Origin of the sequence: Providencia sp. 2023EL-00965 (assembly GCF_033550225.1) — a bacterium.
In the GTDB taxonomy this organism is placed as follows: Bacteria; Pseudomonadota; Gammaproteobacteria; order Enterobacterales; family Enterobacteriaceae; genus Providencia; species Providencia manganoxydans.
The window spans coordinates 89,579-108,219 of sequence record NZ_JAWUEH010000011.1; the positions used below are offsets into that span (position 1 = coordinate 89,579).

Annotated in this window: 16 protein-coding genes and 1 pseudogene; all 17 read right to left on the reverse strand. The window is 32.8% G+C overall.

Translation table 11 applies throughout. The features are described from left to right. Nucleotides 1–13: 13 nt before the first annotated feature. Complete coding sequence (locus SC428_RS14500; protein ID WP_318708352.1) at nucleotides 14–1,444, reverse strand: phosphomannomutase; 1,431 nt, start codon at nucleotides 1,442–1,444, stop codon at nucleotides 14–16. Nucleotides 1,445–1,449: 5 nt separating this feature from the next. Next, complete coding sequence (locus SC428_RS14505) at nucleotides 1,450–2,196, reverse strand: glycosyltransferase family 2 protein (protein ID WP_318708354.1); 747 nt, start codon at nucleotides 2,194–2,196, stop codon at nucleotides 1,450–1,452. Further along, the gene (locus tag SC428_RS14510) at nucleotides 2,196–3,602 is read right to left on the reverse strand and encodes a mannose-1-phosphate guanylyltransferase/mannose-6-phosphate isomerase (RefSeq protein WP_318708356.1); all 1,407 of its coding nucleotides are present in this window, start codon (nucleotides 3,600–3,602) and stop codon (nucleotides 2,196–2,198) included. Before SC428_RS14510 ends, SC428_RS14505 begins: the two co-directional genes overlap by 1 nt. Nucleotides 3,603–3,608: 6 nt before the next feature. Then, complete coding sequence (locus SC428_RS14515) at nucleotides 3,609–4,085, reverse strand: GDP-mannose mannosyl hydrolase (protein WP_318708358.1); 477 nt, start codon at nucleotides 4,083–4,085, stop codon at nucleotides 3,609–3,611. Between the two features lie 20 nt (nucleotides 4,086–4,105). Continuing rightward, nucleotides 4,106–5,068 carry a GDP-L-fucose synthase gene (fcl, locus tag SC428_RS14520; protein WP_318708360.1) on the reverse strand — a complete coding sequence of 321 codons (963 nt, stop codon included), beginning with the start codon at nucleotides 5,066–5,068 and terminating at the stop codon, nucleotides 4,106–4,108. A gap of 10 nt (nucleotides 5,069–5,078) precedes the next feature. Beyond that, a complete protein-coding gene (gene gmd / locus SC428_RS14525) occupies nucleotides 5,079–6,185 on the reverse strand; it encodes a GDP-mannose 4,6-dehydratase (RefSeq protein WP_014656705.1) in 1,107 nt (368 codons plus the stop codon). A gap of 6 nt (nucleotides 6,186–6,191) precedes the next feature. After that, nucleotides 6,192–7,025: a hypothetical protein gene (locus tag SC428_RS14530; protein ID WP_318708366.1), complete on the reverse strand. Its 834-nt coding sequence runs from the start codon at nucleotides 7,023–7,025 to the stop codon at nucleotides 6,192–6,194. Between the two features lie 9 nt (nucleotides 7,026–7,034). Beyond that, complete coding sequence (locus SC428_RS14535) at nucleotides 7,035–7,775, reverse strand: glycosyltransferase (RefSeq protein ID WP_318708368.1); 741 nt, start codon at nucleotides 7,773–7,775, stop codon at nucleotides 7,035–7,037. Nucleotides 7,776–8,050: 275 nt separating this feature from the next. Beyond that, a pseudogene (locus SC428_RS14540) lies at nucleotides 8,051–8,784 on the reverse strand (IS5 family transposase). A 94-nt stretch (nucleotides 8,785–8,878) separates the two neighbouring features. Then, the gene (locus SC428_RS14545) at nucleotides 8,879–10,081 is read right to left on the reverse strand and encodes a hypothetical protein (RefSeq protein WP_318708370.1); all 1,203 of its coding nucleotides are present in this window, start codon (nucleotides 10,079–10,081) and stop codon (nucleotides 8,879–8,881) included. Nucleotides 10,082–10,124: 43 nt separating this feature from the next. Beyond that, nucleotides 10,125–11,399, reverse strand: coding sequence for a glycosyltransferase family 4 protein (locus SC428_RS14550; protein WP_318708372.1), 1,275 nt, complete (start codon nucleotides 11,397–11,399; stop codon nucleotides 10,125–10,127). A 301-nt stretch (nucleotides 11,400–11,700) separates the two neighbouring features. Continuing rightward, complete coding sequence (locus SC428_RS14555) at nucleotides 11,701–12,018, reverse strand: hypothetical protein (RefSeq protein ID WP_318708374.1); 318 nt, start codon at nucleotides 12,016–12,018, stop codon at nucleotides 11,701–11,703. A gap of 21 nt (nucleotides 12,019–12,039) precedes the next feature. Further along, nucleotides 12,040–13,035 carry a glycosyltransferase family 2 protein gene (locus SC428_RS14560; RefSeq protein ID WP_318708376.1) on the reverse strand — a complete coding sequence of 332 codons (996 nt, stop codon included), beginning with the start codon at nucleotides 13,033–13,035 and terminating at the stop codon, nucleotides 12,040–12,042. A 2-nt stretch (nucleotides 13,036–13,037) separates the two neighbouring features. After that, complete coding sequence (locus SC428_RS14565) at nucleotides 13,038–14,147, reverse strand: polysaccharide pyruvyl transferase family protein (protein ID WP_318708379.1); 1,110 nt, start codon at nucleotides 14,145–14,147, stop codon at nucleotides 13,038–13,040. Between the two features lie 3 nt (nucleotides 14,148–14,150). Further along, nucleotides 14,151–15,899 carry a thiamine pyrophosphate-binding protein gene (locus SC428_RS14570; protein ID WP_318708381.1) on the reverse strand — a complete coding sequence of 583 codons (1,749 nt, stop codon included), beginning with the start codon at nucleotides 15,897–15,899 and terminating at the stop codon, nucleotides 14,151–14,153. Beyond that, the gene (locus SC428_RS14575; protein WP_318708382.1) at nucleotides 15,896–16,978 is read right to left on the reverse strand and encodes an NAD-dependent epimerase/dehydratase family protein; all 1,083 of its coding nucleotides are present in this window, start codon (nucleotides 16,976–16,978) and stop codon (nucleotides 15,896–15,898) included. Before SC428_RS14575 ends, SC428_RS14570 begins: the two co-directional genes overlap by 4 nt. Then, the gene (locus SC428_RS14580; RefSeq protein WP_318708383.1) at nucleotides 16,975–18,504 is read right to left on the reverse strand and encodes a lipopolysaccharide biosynthesis protein; all 1,530 of its coding nucleotides are present in this window, start codon (nucleotides 18,502–18,504) and stop codon (nucleotides 16,975–16,977) included. The genes SC428_RS14575 and SC428_RS14580 overlap by 4 nt, the downstream gene beginning before the upstream one ends. Nucleotides 18,505–18,641: the final 137 nt, after the last annotated feature.

Consider the following 18,641-nt stretch of genomic DNA (forward strand, 5'->3'; position numbering starts at 1 on the left):
ATAACCAAATGGATTAAAATTCAGAGAAGGTTTGAATATTTTTTAAAGATAACTGCACAATCAATTGTGCAGTTTGATGATCATTGGCTTCAGCATAGCATCTTAGCTCAGGAGCATTACCAGACGGCCTTAGATGAATAATATTACCATTTGACAATGTCATTCTTAGTCCATCAATGGTATTTAAGTCGAGTAACTGCTCGTCACCAAAACCTAAATGTTGTAATAAATGCTGTGGGTTTTCTTTTGCCTTTTCGAGAATAGATTTGCTTTTTTCAGTAGCAAAATTTTGGATCCTATCACTAAAAGTTATGCGCTGTGGTAATGCAGCAACCAATTTGGCAATACCTTTATCTTTTGCGGCGGATAGTAACATCAAGAAAGGCAAAACAGCATCTCGTGTCGGTAATGCTGATAGTTGTTTACCATTTATTTCAATATTAGATCCTAAAAGGAATCCACCATTAGCTTCAAAACCTGCTATTTTTCTATAGTCTTTAGCTAAGTCAGAGAAGGCTTCAATAACATAAGGAGAGCCAATTTTGGTTTGTTTTACACACTTAAAAGCATCATGAAATGAAATCACAGTATTACAGCTAACAGGAATAGCCAGTGCTTCTATTCCCATTTCTAGTGCACATAATAAACCTAATATATCACCACGTAGCCATTCCCCATTTTCATCAGCAACAAGGGGGCGATCACCATCACCATCGGTAGAGAATATAGCATCTAACTTATATTGTTCAGACCACAATTTAGCTTTGTTTTTATCTTCTTCGGATACTGCTTCGGTATCAATCGGTACAAAGTGGTTACTACGTTCGAGACAAACAACATCTGCGCCAAGCTTCTTGAATAAAATAGAGTAAATATCACGCCCAGCGCTGGAATGTTCATAAATACCAATTCTCTTACCAGCTAGCAATGTTTCATCAAAAATAGAAGTGTAACGGTTAATATATTCATCAGTCGCTAATGAGTTTATTAATAAAGTAGATGATAATTTATTAGATATTTGAAATTGAGAATTATTATTTAATATTTCTACTTCATCAATTTTGGTAATTTCTCCATCAGGACGATAAAACTTTAATCCGTTTCTATCGAATGGAATATGGCTGCCAGTTACCATTATAGACGGAATATTATTTTTCATTGCAGTATGTGCAAGAGCGGGAGTTGGAACTACACCGTAATATAGAGGTTCCATTCCTTGTTGCTTAATTGCATTAAGACATGCAGTCGCTATAAACTCACTACTTGGGCGATTATCGATTGCAATTGCTACTTTATCAAATTCAAATTTATTTTTGATACTATTAATAAATGCATGAGTGAAAGCAGCACAGGACTCGTTTGTAAATTGAGTTACTAAACCGCGAGCACCACTAGTGCCAAATTGTATGCCCGAGATTTTTATTATATCTAGACTAGATAGCATATTCATTATTTCTTAATAAATTGAGGTAATTTGGATAGGTTTTTCATGAGCAAAGGGTATATCCAAAAGATATTGTTTTTTTTAAGCACTAAAATGTCTTCTTTAGTCTTTTTTAATATATTTAAAAAACTACGATTACTTTCACCGCCGACTCGCATTTTAGTGACTACTTTTGGAAGGTATGATACGGAAATATTATTTAGCCATAAATAGCGTAACAAAGAATCGTAATCAGCTGATATTTTAAAGTTAAGGTCGAAACTACCATATTGTTTATAGAGATTTCTTTTCATAAAAAAGGTTGGATGTGGTGGCATCCAACCTTTTTTAAGATTTGAATGCCTATAATTACCGGAGATCCATCGCCTAACTACATTAGATGTATTTTCTTTTGAAACATATTCCAAATCTGCATAAATGGCTTGTGACTGTTCATTAATTAAGGTGTTAACTAAATCTTCAATAGCAGTTGAATATGCAAAAATATCATCAGAATGAAGAAATCCAATAATATCGCCTGTAGAAGCTTCGATACCTTTATTTAGAGCGTCATATATTCCCTTATCTGGCTCAGATATAATTGTAGAAACTTTTGTACTGTATTTTTTGATTATTTCTAGAGTGTTATCTTTTGACGCCCCGTCAACTACAATATATTCAATATTCGGATATGATTGATTCTCAAGGGATTTCAGTGTATCAATTATGGTATTACTGCTATTATATGTAGCAGTAATGATGGAAACTTTCATTATTTATTTCCGCCATATTCTTCTAGCCTAATAATATCATCTTCTTGTAAATAATTACCTGACCGAACTTCAATCAAATGCAAATCAATCTTCCCTGGATTCTCAATTCGATGTTGGGCACCAATAGGAATATAAGTCGATTGATTTTCACTTAAAATAAAGCTTTTATCGCCGTTAGTAACTTTCGCTGTTCCTTGTACAACAACCCAATGCTCCGCGCGGTGATAGTGGATTTGTAATGCTGTTTTTTCACCGGGTTTTACTTTTAGATGTTTAACATGAAAGCGCTGCCCTTCGGCGATATCATCGTGGGTTCCCCACGGGCGATAAGCTTCACGGTGTTGTTCACACTCAGGACGGCCTGCATTTTTCAACTGAGTTACTATACTTTTTACATCCTGCACATTATTTTTATTTGCTACTAACACAGCATCTTTGGTTTCGACGATAACTAAATTATCAACACCAACAGTAGAAACTAGTCTGTTCTGTGAGTAGATATAGCTATTTGTTGTATTTTCGGTAAGGACATCGCCGATAATAACATTAAACTCATTATCTTTAGGTGAAACTTCCCAAAGAGAACTGAATGAGCCAACATCACTCCAGCCTGCATCCATAGGCACTACTACTACATTATCAGCATGTTCCATAACTGCATAATCAATAGAGTTATCAGGGCAGGCGCTAAAGATTTCAGATTTTATACGAGTAAAGTCTAAATCATTAAGAGAGTTATTCATTGCTAATTCACATGAGCTTAAAATATCAGGGCAATGTTTTCTTAGTTCGTTGAGGTAACATGAAGCTTTAAATAGGAACATGCCGCTATTCCAAAGATATTTTTTACTAGTAAGATAGCTTTCTGCTGTAGTTAAATCTGGTTTTTCAACAAAGCTTTCGACTTTATAAATATTATCGTTAACAAGTAAACCTTTTTCAATATAACCATAACCCGTTTCTGGGCTCGATGGCTCTATACCAAAAGTAATAAGATTTCCTTGTTCAGCAGATTTAATAGCTTGTTTAATAGATTGAGTGAAAGCATTGTGATCTTGAATTACATGGTCTGCGGCTAGCACCAATAAGAGAGGATCATTACCTGACTGCATAGCTTTAATTGCAGCTAAAGCTATAGCTGGAGCAGTATTTCTTCCGATAGGCTCTAAAATAATTCCACTGTATTTAACGTTTTTTTGTCTTAGTTGTTCTGCAACAATAAAGCGATGTTCTTCATTACAAATGAATAATGGATCTTGATGTTCTAGAGTTCTTAATCTTGCAACAGTTTCTTGTAACATGCTATTTTGACTAGTAAGACTAATAAACTGTTTAGGATATAAGCTTCGAGAAAGAGGCCATAAACGACTACCAGAGCCCCCTGCCATAATTACAGGCAATAACATAGTGGTTCACCCTAAATTTAATTGATTAGTTAAAAAATATGCTTTTGTATTATCATGAACCTTTGGCGATTCTAGTAGTTCATCGATATCCCACCATTTATAATTTTTGTGTTGTTCTAATGGTAATTCCTTAATATCAATATGTTGCCTTATGTAATATCCTAAAACCACATAATGAGTAGAAAAATTATTTCCTGAAAAATTGTCATTATAGAGGTGTTGATATGCACCAATAAATTGGGCATCTGTTATATTACAAACTTTTCCGAGTTCATCGTTAGTCAAACGATTGAATGCAACATCAAAAGTTTCATCTTTGCAAATACGCCCTCCAGGTACAAACCAATAGCCTTGAGCGGGTCTATTATTTCGTAGCCCTAGTAATACTTGATTTTCAGAATTACAAATAATTAGGTCAATGGATACTAGAGGGGTAGATGAAACGACAGTTTTAAAAGTCTCTAAATCTAATCGTTGCGTCATTTCTATGTCCGTATGCTTTATCAAGTGCGGAATTTTTGTTGATTTTGCAAGAACCACTGGTAGGTTTGGGTAAGCCCTGACTCTAAATCAATGGAATAGGACCAGCCAAGATCTCTTAATCTAGATACATCCATTAATTTACGCGGAGTACCATCAGGCTTACTACTATCGAAGGTAATATCTCCTGTGAACCCGACTACCTTCGCCATTGTTTCTGCCATTTCACGTATCGTACAGTCAACACCTGTTCCAACATTAATATGTGACAGCATTAATTGTGTATTTTCTTGATAGGTTTTTTTATCTAACTCCATCACATACACTGAAGCAGCTGCCATATCATCAACATAAAGAAACTCACGCATTGGTGTTCCTGTTCCCCAAACAATGACTTCTTTATCATTATTCAGTTTTGCTTCATGAAAACGGCGCATTAATGCAGGAATTACATGCGAATTTTCCGCATGAAAATTATCATTTTCACCATATAAATTGGTTGGCATAACACTGCGGTAATCACGGCCATATTGTCGATTATAAGATTCACAAAGTTTGATCCCTGCAATCTTTGCAATGGCATAAGGTTCATTAGTGGCTTCAAGTCTACCTGTTAAAAGTTCGCTTTCTGACATTGGTTGTTCGGCTAATTTAGGATAAATACATGAAGAACCTAAAAATAATAAGTTTTGAACATTATTTTTATGTGCGGAATGAATAATATTGCATTCAATAATTAAATTTTCATAAATAAAGTCTGCAGGATAGGTATTATTAGCATGAATTCCACCAACTTTTGCAGCAGCCAAATAAACTTCATCAATTTTATTTTTTTTAAAAAATAAATCGACAGCAGCTTGGTTTGTTAAATCTAATTCACTACGAGATTGGGTGATTAGCTCAATATCACTACGATTTTGTAACTGTCTTACGATTGCAGAACCAACCATACCATTATGGCCAGCAACAAAAACTGTTTTTCTCACGTATTATCCCTTAATTTTCTAAAGAAATAGATACATCAAAGCCATTGGCTTTAAGTAAAGCGTGTTGTTTTGCTTTCTCAATATCGGAAGCAACCATTTCTTTACACATATCTTCTACTGTAATTTCAGGTACCCAACCTAGTTTTTCTTTAGCTTTAGTTGGGTCGCCTAATAAAGTTTCGACTTCAGCAGGACGGAAGAATTTAGGGCTAACGCGGACAATCACATCACCTACACTAACATGTGGTGCAATATCATGATTTACAGAAGATACAGTTGCTATTTCATCGACACCAGTACCACTGAAAGTTAGCTCAATACCCGCTTCTTTTGCAGACATACGAACAAATTCACGAACTGAAATTTGTTTACCTGTTGCAATAACAAAATCATCCGCTTGCTTTTGCTGTAACATCATCCATTGCATACGCACATAGTCTTTAGCATGACCCCAGTCACGGAGTGCATCCATATTACCTAAATATAAACACTGTTCTAACCCTTGAGAAATATTTGCAATAGTTCGTGTTATCTTTCGAGTTACAAAAGTTTCACCACGTCTGGGAGATTCATGGTTAAATAAAGTACCATTACAAGCATACATACCATATGATTCTCTGTAGTTTACTGTGATCCAATAAGCATACAATTTGGCAACAGCATAGGGGGAACGAGGATGAAATGGTGTCGTTTCTCGTTGTGGGATTTCTTGTACTTCGCCATAAAGTTCAGATGTTGAAGCTTGGTAAAAGCGAGTTTTCTTTTCTAATCCATTAATACGAATGGCTTCTAAAAGTCTTAGCGTTCCAATCGCATCAACATCAGCAGTATATTCTGGCGATTCAAAAGAGACGGCAACATGGGACATAGCACCTAAGTTATAAATCTCATCTGGCTGTATTTCTTTAACAAGACGAATTAAATTAGATGTATCCGTTAAATCGCCGTAGTGTAATTTGATTTGTTCATTGTTATTAACTACAGAATCGATACGCTCAGTATTAAACGATGAAGCTCTACGTATTAAACCATGAACTTCATATCCTTTCTCAAGAAGAAATTCTGCTAAATAAGAACCATCTTGACCTGTAATTCCTGTTATAAGTGCTATTTTCATTTTCAATTACCTTTTAAAAAAACCATATATTCTTTTGAATAAAATTTTAGTAGAGTTTTTCTTGCATAGTAATAGTCTATAAACTCCATTACCAAAAAAAAGAAACAAATCAAAATATATTTGTATGCTTGGGTACTTTTTTATTAGAATTTTAAACATTTGCCCTTGTCCTTTGGCATAGAGTAAATGTTTTGAGTAATTATCTTCACGTGGTGGGTGATATACATATATATTATCTTTCGGCATAATAATTTGCGTATTTTTATTTTTTTTGAAGAATTCAAATAAGAAAAGAACATCTTCCCCACTTTTAAAATTAGTATTTTCACCTGGACCAAAATTTATATTAAACCTTAGTTCAGATATATCTTCTTTATTGAAAAGATAAGACCAAATAAAAGGATGATATATAGGATTGATTTTTCCTGTTTTTGAATGCATATCTTCTATAGTATCTTCGCGCATAGGTCTATCGCTAAATTTAACATTAACTTTAGGAGTTAATCCTTTATTGACATTAATGAAATTAGCTGCATTTTTAGTCCAGTATATGGAAGCGTCATGAAATAAAACATACTTAATATTATAATCTAATGCTTTTTCTATACAAATGTTTCTAGCATTTGAAACATTAAGCTTAATATCATGGATTATTTCAATATTATATTTCTCTGAAGTAAAATTTATAATAGGAATATTTTTACTTTGAATGACTATAAGAACATAGCAGTTATGATTGAAAGCATTGGCTAGATTATCAAGAGATTTTTTTATATTAATTTTATTTTCAGTAAAATCGGTAAGGGTACAGCAGACACCTATAAATAATTCGGGTTTCAAAGAAATACCTCACATATTAAGTAAAAAACGAATGTATTGATAAGGTAATGCTATTATACCTCGTAATGATAAGTAAGTCTTTACTATATATGTATTTGGTGAACTCCAAATGGCATTAAATCGTTCAATCCACATCCTGATTTTATTTTTATTAGAGGAACTAACACCTGTGTTATCATATATACAGACCACCTGATTTATATGTTGGGCATTAATGACTTTTAGATTGTTAATCAAATGAGCATAATCAGCACAAAAACGATATTTTAAACTATAAGCACTATCATTAAAAAGCACTTTTTTATAAAAAATACTTTGATGGTTAAGCATATGAGACATTAAAAAAGTGATTGATAATTTTTGTTTAAATAAAATATTAGATGAGATGTAGTCACCATAAATTAAATTTAAATCCTTTCTTTTATTAATTACCATGTATGCATTTAATAAAACACTAGGATTAGCAAAAATATCTCCTGCATTCATAAAAATTAACCAATCACCAGTGGTAATATTTATTCCTTTATTCATTGCATCGTAAATACCGCTGTCTTTCTCTGAAATATAACGATCAATTATACCTAACGAGTAATAGTTCAATATTGTTTCTAAACTGCCATCAGTAGATGAACCATCAATAACTACATATTCAACTTCAAAATCATCAATGATTAATGATTTAATTGATAATATTGTTTTTTCTAAAAATAAGTTATTATTATAATTAATTGTGATTATTGAAAACTTCATTAGAAATTCCAGAGTGTTAGATTAAATAGCCATTTAACAAAGCAAAGTTCGATGGTGTTAGTAAATAAGAGCCTATCTCAATAGGGATTAATTACCGCATAGAAAATATATTATCGATATAACCAAAACCTTATACAGCCTGACTTTTAAGCATTGATATAGCTGGGTAAGTTCATGAATTTACCTCCTATTGAGATAGGCTCTAAGTAAAAAATACTATTAGAAAAAATGAAATTGTAATAAAAGGTGTAAATATATAGTTTACCTTTAAGAACCTATCCCAATAGGGTTTTGTTCCAGACAATGGTACCACAGGCAAAATGCAGCATCGCCTCGTAATTTTCGACCTTTTTCTCCCAACGAGTCAGGACACGACGGTAGCGATTCATCCTTCCGTGACTGGATATGAGGTTCATAGCGACGAATTTTCAGATACGATCCCAACCATTCCGCTTCATACCCTTTGTCCATGCACAACCGGAGCCTCTTGCCCGGTCTGCCCGTCTGGAGGGCATCGAGCGTATCCGCAACCAGCTTTATGTCGTGCGTATTTACTCCGGCGACAACCAGTGCAAGCGGAAGCCCGTTCCCGTCAGTCATCAGACTGCGCTTTACGCCCCGTTTCCCCCAGTCTGTAAGGTTCCCGCCTGTTTTTTTGAGCCTGCCAGCGGTGATTTGGTCATACAACCATCCATCGACAGCCACGACCACTCAATAGTGTCCAACTGTTCGCAAGCAAGCAACCCGTTTTGCCAGAAGTGTTCAAATACGCAGCATCCCGCCATTCCTGAAATCGGCGATGAGCAGAGCTTGACGAGCATATACCGGTGGCATTTAGCGCATTCCACTGGCAGCCAATTCTGAGTACAAAGAATATGGCATCCATGGCAGCACGGTTATCAACTCGTTTGTGGTGCGTACCCAGCGGGTGTTGAATTCTATGCTCCGGGATGAGAGGAGCCATTTTCCCCCAGAGTTCATCACTGATTTGCCACTTGTTGCCCACCATGCTTTGTCCTCATAAATTATCATTATGTATTATCTGACAATTCCTTTTGGGATAGGTTCTAAGTAATTAATTAAAATTTACTATGTTTATCTGTTTACTCTGATAAATAATAAAATGGATAGCTACCATACCAATTAAATGCTTGCCAGTAGGAGTTTACATCAAACTCAGCTGCTGATAATGTTGGTGTTAAAAATCGTATGACTAACATAAAAAAATAAAGAATATAAATGGACTTGAAAATAATCGAATTATTTAATGGTGAAGATAGATAAGCTAATAATGGACTAAACAATATAGGTATTATAAAAAAACGTCCAGGCAATAAAGGTATATTCATTGTCATGACAATTGCCATTAATAATAAAAAAATATCAACCCTGTAGATGTGTCTTATTTTTAGGTTATATAAATCTTTTTTTTCAAATATCCAAGTAATGAATAGATATATACAAGCAATAAAGGTGCAATTTAAAGCCCCCAAATTTCCCGTTGTTGAAAAATTACTATCATCTAAATAAAAATAGAACTTTTGACCAATAATAGGATTAGCCACAGTATTTATAATAAAATAAGATATATCAGTAATAAAATAAGTTGCAAATGAAAATACTATAATAAAAGTTCGAAATATTGTCTTGTTAATGGTATATGTTTTTAATAAAATAAAAAAAACCAGGGCAGAGAAATGAGTAAATATACTAAGCATACCAAATGTTTTAGAACGATACTTTAATGCTAATAAAAAGAACATTAATGAAAAATATTGTCTGAGCAGTAAACTAGCCCAAGATGTTGCAAAAAAAACAACAAGACAGGCTCCTACAATAAAAGCTCTATTTTTATGATTAATTTTTTTTATAACTGAATTTAAAAAAAAGGATATAACAATAACAACTGGTATATCAACTGCAAGTACAAGCTGTGATGGACTAATTTCACCAAATATATTTCCTAAAATTAAAAAATATAAGGGAAGAATAATCTCGATCCCTCCTCCAAACTCAAAAATAGACTCATAATTGCTATTCAACAACGAAATATAGTTATTATAATAGATGCCAATATCAGCAACCAGAGTTACAACCCAAGAGGACTGGATTATGGCTATAGATAAAAAACCAATAACGGATAGAAACTTTCTCAATATATCAGAAATATATTCTGATGTAATTATTAATAAGCAAGGGATAAGGATTGCTGTTACTAAAGGGACCATAGATAGCAATATTATGAGAAAAAAAATAAAGATAAAATATGATAAAAGCACGTTATCTTTATTAGAAATAATATTCATTATATATTCTTTATTAATAATAGGCGGGTTGATAAAAATATTGTTATTTAGCTTTTTTAACAGATTGTTGACGCATAATATCCAGGTATACATTAAGATATTTCTTTACAATTATATTAGGTCTCCATGAGTTTATTGATTTTTCTCGAGCGTTAGTTGCTATATTATGATTTTTTTCTTGTCCATTTATTACATATTCAATACCTTTACACATATCGAAAGGTTCAAATGGTGTTGCAAGATATCCTGTTTGCAAGTGAGTCACAATATCTTTTAGCCCTGTAGTATTAAATGCAACAACGGGGGTTCCACATGAATGTGCTTCAGTTGCTGCTTGTGGTAAATTTTCGGTTCTAGATGGAACTATCATTATATCTGCTGCATTATATATTGAACATAATGTCGTATCATCATGTACATGTCCTAACCATCTTGTCTCAAAAGGTAAATTGGTAAAATCTTGAGGTTTACTTTGTCCGAAAATCAAACACATAATTTTTTTATTATCAATTTTCTGTGACAAATAATTCAGTGATGCTATTAAAAGATCAAATCCTTTGTTTGGATCTTTTCCTCCACCCATAGCACCAAATAAAATAATTGTTTTATTTAGCGGTAAATTTAATAAATTACGACAAAAGAATTTATCTAAAGGTTTATAGATATCAGTATCTAGTGCATTAGGAATTATTATGATTGGGTAATCTTTAAATAAAATGCTATTTTTTGCACATTCAGCCATCCAATTACTTGGGGCAACTATGTGCATATACTGTTTTTTCCATGCTTTTTTTTTCCGTAACCAAACCAACTTATCTAAATCTAGACCCTTATCTAAATTATTTCTATTACTGGAGGAATAGCCTATTTTCCAACGTGCATTTTCATCATAATTTGTCACATGTTCAGTACCACAAAATGGCCACATATCATGTAATGTCCATACAATAGGTTTTTTTATTCTACCAATATCTTCAATAGACATAGTTTCACCAGCCACCCAATGTAAATGGACTATATCAATATTGCTAGAATTAATTTTTTTTGCCCAACGTGATGGTAACCAATCACCAGAGTGAAAGTTAACGTTATGGGAACGTTGTAATTTATTAATGTAATGACCAATGGGGGAGCGAAATAAATTACAAGATTTTTCAAATCTGGTAGATGGACCAGATATAGACCAATGGTCAGATAATTTGTTTCTAACAAGCATTTGAGAGTCAATGCCTGAATCTAGTTGAGCCATGTGGAGCCTATAAGCTGCTCTTGCTGCACCACCGATTAAATCTGAGTGAGAAATATGAAGGATTTTCATGATATAAATATTCTTTTTAATTTTCTAATTATACGAGGAAGTATATTTGGCCCAGTTGAATAGTAAAATTTCTTAATTTTATTAACAATAATTTTATTTTCATTGAAAGTATCTGGCCAACTAATATCATTTTTATTATTTAATAACGTTTTATAAATATCTATTTTTCCGCAGTTTTCATCATATAGCGGTTATTTTCACAAACAGAATTAAGCGACTCTAAGAGCCTATCTCAATAGGGATTAATTACCGCATAGAAAATATATTATCGATATAACCAAAACCTTATACAGCCTGACTTTTAAGCATTGATATAGCTGGGTAAGTTCATGAATTTACCTCCTATTGAGATAGGCTCTAAATGTTGTTGATATTCATTAGACAAATGAAGTAAGCTGTATTCTTTAATTACATTTAAGTAATTAAGCAAATCAATATCAGGCTTCATTCTATCACATGAATATATCACTAAAGGATTTTTCTTGTTTATATCATATTTATTTACATTGAAATGATTTTCATGTTTAATATTTTTAAATATGACATTTTCAATATACTCAAACTCAAAATCTGTTTGTGGCCCACTCGATGTTTGATAAATGATATCAATTTTATTCACGTGTAAGTGATTCCTTATGGGCTATTTGTTATTGATTAAATGATTTATTTTTATATATATATTAAACAGCTTCAAAACGAATGGGTTTAAAAAATTCATATTAAGACTTTCGGTGAAATACATAATTTTCAAAATTCTAGAAGCGTATTTAGTAGATATTAAATAATTAATTTCAGGAAATAAGTCTATTCCTTTTTTTATATCGTATGACTTTCCTCTTGAGCGAGTAATGCTTAGGGTTTTTATATTTAATTTGAACAAGTCGAGACTTTTTTTTATATTATTAAGGTAACCACTTTGGCTTAGAAAATATTCAGCCTTGTTTGTAATGTTAATTATATCATTTAATGATTTATCTGAGTATTTGTATGTCAGTGATTTTTCATTTGTTTTATTATAATAATAGAGTACATTAGGAGTGTGAGATATTTTCTTTGCATAATGAAATGCTTGTAAAGTAAATAAAAAGTCCTCTCCCATATTTAAATTTTGTATATAATTAATATCATTCTCTACTAGGAGTGACCTTCTTATTAACTTATCCCAATTCACATTGCTAATTTCACCTTTCAACAAAGCATTTATATTTTCTTGTATTGAGGGGTAAATTTTCTGAGAGGTTCTATACTGTTTATTCTTATAAACATTCATATAATCACAAATGACAATATCTGAGTCATTTTTACGAGCTGTATCATATAACAATTGAAGCCAGTTTTTTTCAACCCAATCATCACTATCACATTGAATTATATAATCGCCACTTGCTAGAGTTATTCCTTCAGCTCTAGTTGTTGCAACCCCCTTATTTTCACGAGAAATTAGAATTGTTTTATTTTTGTATTTTTGATATTTATTTATTATGCTATTTATAATTGAGAAGGAGTTATCTGTTGAACCATCATCAATAATAATAATTTGAATATCATCAAGAGTTTGATCTAAAACACTATATAAACTTCGTTCTATATATTTTTCAGCATTATAGACAGGTAAAATCACGGATACTTTTGGCATAATCATTTATCGTTTAAAGCTTTCTGTAAAAAATTCATGGATTTTTTTTGTTCTTTATTTAATATTTCATTTACCTTAGTGTAGTCGATAGGTATATTTAAAATATCACTATCAAACTCGTCAAGGGATGTAATTAAACGATTTTCCAATCCGAATAATTTTAGTAGTGACGTAAACCGAGCCAACCCTCTATCTTTATTTCCAATAGCTATAAATGGTTTGTTGAAAATAATAGAAAAAACTACTCCATGAAATGAATCAGTAACAACGAATGACGTACTAGAAAAGCTTTTTAGCCATTTAGCTACACTAGCATAAATATTATCTATATTATTTTCTAGAAAATCATATGGTTCTAATTTTAGCTTTTGAGAAACAACATTAATAACTTTATTTTTTTCCATTGATTTATCTAAAACATAAACTAACATATCACAAGTAAAAGGCTGAGGCAAATCGTCAGCAATTAAATTAATATAATCATTTTTGTTAAGTAATAATGTTGGGTCTAAAACCTGTATAGCCTCAACCTCAAAATGATTTTTACATAAATTTACTGCAGAATCCTCTCTTACTCCTATCGCATGAAATTTTTTAGCTAATAGAGAATATTTTGTGAGTTCTTCTGTGGAAAACTCATCACAATTATTTATACCAAATGATGCGGCATAAGCAATTCGCTTTGTTGTTGTATCATTTCCTAAAAAATCAAGGAAAAAAGCTGATATTCCGGGAGAGTATGCAGGACGCCATACTTGATCACTTCCGACTATATAAGCATCAAATTTGTATTGAGAAAGTATTTTTAGTTGGTTAGGGTTAGTTATTTCTTGTGTCCTTTCTATATTTCTAGAAATAAATTTTGCTGTATGTTGACTAATTTTTTTTTCATTCAAAGGTAAAATTGAAGGTATATTTTGTCTTAAAATATACTTTTTTATAAAATTTATTGTTATTCCTTTTATTCCCCAAAGCTTAGGTTTGTATATTTTTTTAAAATCAATAGTTATTGCTATATGACCTTGTTGTTTTAGATAATGTTGTAATGCATAAGCTTGCAATAAACCACCATAATTATTATGCAATGGTTGAGTTAAAATTCCAATTTTCATGTTTTACCTTTTTATTATTTTTTTAACTGTATCAATACCTTTAGGACCAAGTACTTTTTTTAATGTCTGCTTTGCTTTACTTTCTGCACTGACTTCTAATCTATGCATTATTTGAAGTGCTGCACTCTCGTCATCACTATCAGTAAATACCTCAAATAGCATTGGTTTATCTGTAATTGCAGGTTCAAGAAACCGTTGATAAACGTCTTCAAACTCTTTTTTATTGCATGCAGAAAAATATTCGAAACCTAAGTTTTCGGCATAGTCTTTAATAAGAGTTCTTGATTTATTTCCATAATGTCCAGCGGCAGCTACGAATTCATCACCATCTGTACCAAAATGAGCAGCGTGATGGTTATACATTCGAAACTCTGTTCCTTTCCCATTGTTGACAAGAAGGATACGTAAGTTATTTGCTGTATGGCGGTTGCCTATGGCATTGAGATCATAGAAAAAGGCAAGATCACCTATCACACCATAATAGAGTTTATTCGGATTTGCTAAGGATGCACCAAGTAGTGTAGAGACTCCACCGTCAATTCCAAATCCCCCGACATTTGAGAAAGAAGTTACAGTATTGGGAAGGTCATAGAAGTTCCAAGTTCTTAAGCTATTCAAAATCCCAAAGTGGATAGTTGAACCTGATGGTATTTTCGATGCTAGCTTGGAGGCTAACCAGATGTTGGAAAAAGGTATTTCTGGTATTTTATTTTGTACTGTTTTTAAAAAATCAGTGCATTGTTGAAAATATTCATTAGTAGATGGTTGGTCTGTCTGTTCTACAAAATGTTGAAAAAATGATGTTTCTGACATCTCGAACACATAGCGCAGCCTACGGAATGTATCGCGTAATTCCCCATCAGGGCTGATACGCCATACTTCATTTCCAGCCATTCCAGTTAAAGGGTAATCTCCAGTTACTTCACCTATATGCAGTGTTATATCTGATTTTAGTTCTGATTTTGAATGAATTTCTTGTGCCGCTGCAAGTGAAAGTAATACACGGTTTTTACCTCTATAACCACTAGTATGATCACAAAAAACAGCAGTATTATACTTACTACAAAAACCTTCTAACGCTTCTATAGCATCGTCACTCCAACAGTGGTGTGAGCCAATAATAACTGATATGCGCTTATTTGTATCAAGAATTGGTAGCTTATCAGCTAAGGTTAAGCGATTTATTACTCTACAGCTGATATTTTCTTTTTCTGTAAAGGGAAGGCTATATGTAGTTGGTAGATTAATATGTACCGGTCCTCCTCCTCGTCGGGTTAACTCCAAAATAGCTTGATTGACTTTGACCTCACAATCCCAAAAATCTTCTTCATCCTTAACGACAGGTAAAGTAACACTGAAATTTGCTACATCATTTGAAATAACACTGCGATCAATCACTTGGGCAACATGATGCCCAATACGACTAATTGGTTGAGTTGAGGTAATCGCTAATACAGGTAGTTTACGATAATAAGCCTCTGTCATACCCGGTGCATAATTTCTTGAGGCTGTGGCTCCAGTACAACTGATAACGACTGGCTCACCAGTTTCAGCAGCCAAACCACAGGCCATATAAGCAGCGGAGCGTTCGTCAACGGCTGAATAAATTTTGAAAAAAGGATCTTTTTGAATGCTACCAATGAGAGCATTATTTGTAGTGCCTGGAGAAGCAATTACATAGCGAATGCTATGGGCTTTGAGTAGTGAGATAACAATCAATGCATTTTTTTCTGATGTTGAGTAGAATTTCATCGCGTCAGTAACCTTCCTACCTTTGGTAGGCTTTTGAATAAACAATATTTAATTTTTGTTTTGAACCCAGATATTTCACTTAAGCATGTGTTCTCTTTTAATGCTTTATCTTTAAGAGCTTCTTCTTGCCAATTTATTGACTTGAAGGCATAGGGCTTACTACTGAGAAAGTTTTGAATACATGCCTCTAAACCTATTTGTGGTGAAATAAAGGTTGAGGTATCTATAAATTGACTAATCTTTTCATTGTTGAATACTCGGTTAAATAGCCTATCGTAAATAACCTGATATTTTCCTTTGCGCCAAGCCAAGAAATTATCTAAATCTTGTTCGACTAGATTTACTTTGAATCCATTCTTTGCTAACGCATGTAGATAAATTTCTGAGATTTGTCTCCAGCTAATACTTTGATCGGTTGTTATATGGAAAGCCTCACCTAGTGCAAGTTCGTTACCTATTAATGCACAAATACCTCTAGCAACATCTTTTCCTGCTGTAAGTGTAGTTACTTTAGCTTGAATATCTTTTGCTGTAACTATGCTACGCCCATGTAATGCACGATATAGCCAATCTTCCTTTTCAAGCACACCTAACTGTAATCGTTCGTCGTCGTATGTAATATAAGGACGAATGATTGTCCAATTTTTACTATTGCTATCAAATAAAAGATTTTCTTGTCTTGCTTTTGTTAAAGCATATTCATCAGTTTTTAAATAATCACTATCTTTTATTGTGTCGAGTAATCGTAGTGAATTTTCTGTTATTGGTTGAATAGAATCTGCATAAACACGAGCGGAACTGATAAAAATATATTGTTTTGTTGATTTTAAAAATTGAGTATAACGTTGTTGAAAAACAGGTGTAGAGTACACCATAAAATCGACTATTACGTCCCAATTCTGGCTTAACAAACTATTTAGAAATTCTTGATTATGGGCATTTCCTTGAATATAGTTAATATTATTATTTATGCCTGATCTACTGCGCGAAGTAACATAAACTTGGTTATTTTGCTTTTCCAAGAAGCGTACAAGGTGAATACCCATAGCACCCGTACCACCTAAAACTAAAATTTTCATTTTATCTCTCTAAATTTTAAAAACTTATTAGATAACACATCAATTATTTTTTTACGCCAGTGGCGATCTAATCCTAAATAGTACATAGCAAGAGTTGAAGTCGCGACAGAAAACACAATAACGACCAAGGAAGTGTATAAGTTGTTTGGAAGGCTATTTGATAAGAGTGTGCTAAGAACGGCTGAAATGGTTAGAATGATTAGAGCGGGGCAAACTACCTTTTTATAATAGAGTAAAATTGGCATAGCAATAAGATATTTAACCAGTACTAGGCGTACTTGAAACATAAAAACGTTAGCAGCTATTGCTACGAAAAAAACCCATTCAGCTGAATACCCTAGACTCAAAACCCACCACGAAACGAAAAAAATTGCAATTTGGATACTGCCTAAAGTTATTTCATACAAAGCCATTTTACCAGGGGCTCTTACTGCTGTTGTTAGAGGCATACTTATTGCTAATATCAATGATTCAACAATTGCTAGTTGAGTAAATAGAATGGCTTCTTGTGGTGGAGTTTTTAACCAAAGTGTTAAAATTGTTTTCATCTCAAGCAGCATTGGCAGTGCAAATACCCACATTAGGAAAAAAGTGAGTTTAGAGCCATTAAAAATTAAATTCATCATGTCGTTTTTTTGATTTGAAGCATAAGACTTAATGATAGGGGGATATAACCCCGTATTTAGATTATTTGAAAATACAGCTACTTGACTAGCTATGTTCAATGCAATAGCTCTAGCGGCTACAACGCTAGGGTTAAACATCTGGTTGACTAAAATGGTTACAGCTTGATTTCGAAATACAGTACTAATTTGCCCTAGTAAAGTCCAAGTTGTAAAACCTAGAATCTCTTTAAATATGGTGGTGCTCCAATAAAACTTTCTTAGTTGGCACTCAGTATATTTTCTTATGCAAATATAAATATAAGACGATGCTATTAAAGCCGATATAACAAAAAGAGATATGCCGTAGTATGCAAGTAAGTCATAGTTAACGTAATCTAAAGATATTGCGATTATTAATTTTAAAACCACATCAATCACAGAAATAAGTGCGTAAAGATGCATATCTTCGTGAGCAATTAGAATTGCTATAAAAGGTGCACTGAAAATGGAAAAAACAAAAGAGAGAGAAGTGAAATGATAGAGTTCTAATGCGGCACTAAAGCGTGTATCAGGTATTTTTAAAAACTCTTTAATGTACCAAAGACCTATAGTTTGTAACAATGCATAAGCAAGTAAGGCAATGCATGCATACATAATTAAATTTACACTGAAAGTTTTTTTTAATTTTGATAGGTCGTTCTGACCCATAGCAAAAGAAAAAAAACGCTGAGTGGCACTTGCCATGCTTCCCGGTAAGAATGTTAACAAAGTAACAAAGCCTGTAACAACGCTATAAATGCCATAATCTTCTATACCTAAAGCATTCAAAATCACCCGCATGGAATACAAAGTAATTAGAATAATGGTGATTTGGCGTATATAAAGAGAGATTGTATTTTTAAGGATTTTTTTATTGGACATCGAAAGTCAAAACTCAATATTGGTAATAAGTAAATTTAACATTCCACCGATAAATGTCTAAACTAAATAACTATTACCATGAAAGGGGATGGCGAATAATTGCAGAACCAATAAAGCCCGCACCACCAGTAACTAAT